The sequence below is a fragment of the Vibrio sp. 10N.222.46.A1 genome, from assembly GCF_041473595.1.
GTDB classification, from domain to species: domain Bacteria; phylum Pseudomonadota; class Gammaproteobacteria; order Enterobacterales; family Vibrionaceae; genus Vibrio; species Vibrio tasmaniensis_A.
Map to the genome: position 1 here is coordinate 1 of NZ_JBFRSN010000264.1, position 534 is coordinate 534.

Here is a 534-nt window from a genome sequence, read left to right on the forward strand (position 1 = left end):
TTATCAAATACTAAATATTTAACAATAGGTTAGATAAAATTGTTTTGATTAAATCTTATATAGAGTTGAGATTTAGGTGTACTTAAAAGAATGCAGCTCACTCGATTTAAGTCTTACCATCTTGTACCACGAAGGAAGAACCAAATCTTACGCTTTAGGAAGGCTCATAAAAAAGACCAGAGCATCATGCTTCTGGTCTTTTTATGAATCAAACGTCAATCAGAACTCAGTTTCTGAGTCACTTTTCTCTAGGCTGATGACATTCAAAACTGCAAATGCAGAGGCTAGGAATAAGCCTAATATCCAAACAAAATACCACATGAGAAACTCCTTAATACAGTGAATTGCCGTTGCGTTCGACATACTCGTTATCGAGTCGTCCAAACATGGTGCGATAACTAAAAGCGGTGTAACAAAGGATGATTGGCACCATCACAAATGCTACGCCTGTCATGATGTTCAAGGTCAGTTCGCTAGAGGTTGAATCCCAAAGGGTTAAGCTATGGCTTGGATTAACGCTAGACGGGATAATGA

The 534-nt window shown here is 38.0% G+C and carries 2 protein-coding genes; both read right to left on the reverse strand.

All coding sequences use genetic code 11. The features are described 5' to 3' along the window. Nucleotides 1-219: 219 nt before the first annotated feature. On the reverse strand, nt 220-321 hold the full coding sequence (cydX, locus tag AB4496_RS09080; RefSeq protein WP_004734907.1) for a cytochrome bd-I oxidase subunit CydX: 102 nt from the start codon (nt 319-321) through the stop codon (nt 220-222). Nucleotides 322-331: 10 nt separating this feature from the next. Further along, a partial coding sequence (locus AB4496_RS09085) for a cytochrome d ubiquinol oxidase subunit II (protein ID WP_372130840.1) occupies nt 332-534 on the reverse strand: 203 nt, incomplete at its 5' end.